Genomic DNA, 2,352 nt, shown 5'->3' with positions numbered 1-2,352 from the left:
GGCGCAACTGGTATCGTTTTTGGCGCACTCGTTACACTATTACTTACCGCACTAGTACAGCCATTTATTGTTTGGGTTACCGTATAGCTTGCTGCGGTTGTTACTGCTCTTGGGTTACCTGCGCCTGCATCGCTCCAAGTAAGTGTGCCAGTTACACCACTTGCTGTTAGGGTTGAATTACCACAATTATCTACTACCGCTAAAGTTGGCGCAACTGGTATCGTTTTTGGCGCACTCGTTACACTATTACTTACCGCACTAGTACAGCCATTTATTGTTTGGGTAACCGTATAGCTTGCTGCGGTTGTTATTGTTCTTGGGTTACCTGTGCCTGCATCGCTCCAAGTAAGTGTGCCTGTTACGCCACTTGCTGTTAAGGTTGAATTACCACAATTATCTACCACAGCCAAAGTTGGGACAGATGGTATCGTTTTTGGCGCACTCGTTACGCTATTACTTACTACACTGGTACAGCCATTTAATGTTTGGGTTGCAGTATAGCTTGCGGCTGTTGTTACTGTTCTCGGGTTACCTGTACCAGCATCGCTCCATACAAGTGTACCTGTTACGCCACTCGCTGTAATGGTAGAATTACTACAATTATCTACTACGACTAAAGTTGGGGCCACTGGTATCGTTTTAGGTGCACTTATTACACTATTACTTGCCGCACTAGTACAGCCATTTAATGTTTGGGTTGCGTTATAGCTTGCGGCTGTTGTTACTGTTCTCGGGTTACCTGTACTAGCATCACTCCATACAAGTGTGCCTGTAACGCCACTCGCTGTAATGGTAGAGTTACCACAATTGTCTACTACGGCTAAAGTTGGCGCTGATGGTGTTGTTGGTTGTGCATTCACAACTGCTGTTGTTGTGGTAATACAACCACTCGCATTTTTTGCAGTAATTGTATAAGTATCTGGTACTAAACTAATGAACGAAGGTATCGCACTAAAATTTGTGCCATTTATACTATAGGTAATACCACTTACCGTTGTTACCGCTATGCTGCCTGTGGCAACCGTACAAGTTGGCTGTGTAACAATAAATACTGGTATTGCAGGTGCAGATGGTACAGAATTGATAGTAGCAGATGCTGTATTGGTACAACCACTACTATTTTTTACAGTAACAGTGTAATTACCAGCAGCAATGCCAGTTGTAAAAGCCGGGTTTGTTTGAAAATTAGTACCATCCTTACTATAGGTGAAACCTACACCTGTAGGGCTTGTAACAGTAATACTACCACTTGCTATACAAGTAGGATCTATAGTGGTAATGGTAGGTACAGATGGTAGCGCAGTTACAATTACAGCACCCGATGCATTACTAGTAACGTTGCATCCACCAGTATTAGTTACTATGCAATAATAATACCTAGTACCAATCGCATTAGATGGTGGTGAATAACTGGCAGAATTTGCACCAACTATTAATGTACCACCAGCATTACTATTAGTTGTATTACTGTACCATTGATAACCGCTAATTGTACCAGTACCAGCAGTTGCAATAAGTGTTAAACTAGTTGATGGCACATTTAAACATAAGTTTTGTACCGTAGTGGACGGTTGTGTTGTAACAGTTGGGCTAATACAACAATTGGAAGATATCTGCGTGGCACCATCAGCAGTATTTAGAGCATTAGATTTACCTGGTGTTAAAGTAGTTTCAATTTGATAATTTCCGTTTAAATCTAAATATAGCCCTTGAGTACTTGATCCAGAAAATGAACTATTAACATTAAATGTAGAATTTGGAATTGTAGGAATTGGACTTAGCGCCATACAGTTAGTAGTAGGATTAGAAAAACTCCCAGAATAAATACTTGTATAATTACCTGAGTTATAGGAAACAGAGGCTACTAAAGTACCTGTTGGTGTCAATAAACTAACTTGACCTTGCGCATCAGCAAGATTACCTGGCGGCAAATTACCTTTACCACTGCACTTTGCAGCATTTATATTTAATCCATTTGCAGATGTAATTGTTGTTATACCATTAGCAGCATAGTTATTAATCCAAGAGTTTCCACCCACAGTAGTATTTACCCAAGTAGAATTTGGCGAAGGTGCGTTTCCAGCACCGCCAATCAAATAATATTGACCACATGTTAAGATTGTATTTGAGGGAATACTAATCGTCCATGCTTGTACAGAGCTTGAACCAGTAAATATAATTACGTAACAGCTTATATCTATACTGCCACTACCTCTATTAAATAGTTCAATGAATTCGCCCCCGCCAGCACCATTACCTGTTGTAGGTGCTATACCCACAGGTGTACGAAAGATATTTATGAGGTGTTACACAATAAAACTTCATTTAGTTTTTCAGGATTTCCACCACACA

1 protein-coding gene is annotated in these 2,352 nt (G+C 40.4%); it reads right to left on the bottom strand.

All coding sequences use genetic code 11. The features are described from left to right. Nucleotides 1–2,279, bottom strand: a 2,279-nt coding sequence (locus ACT9TX_RS18275; RefSeq protein WP_481340525.1) for a lamin tail domain-containing protein, incomplete at its 3' end; no start/stop codon positions are given. Nucleotides 2,280–2,352 lie beyond the last annotated feature (73 nt).

It is taken from the genome of Parasediminibacterium sp. HNIBRBA5674 (assembly GCF_056745525.1).
Note: the sequence above shows the minus strand (reverse complement) of the source record. Positions and strands in the feature narration are given on the sequence as shown.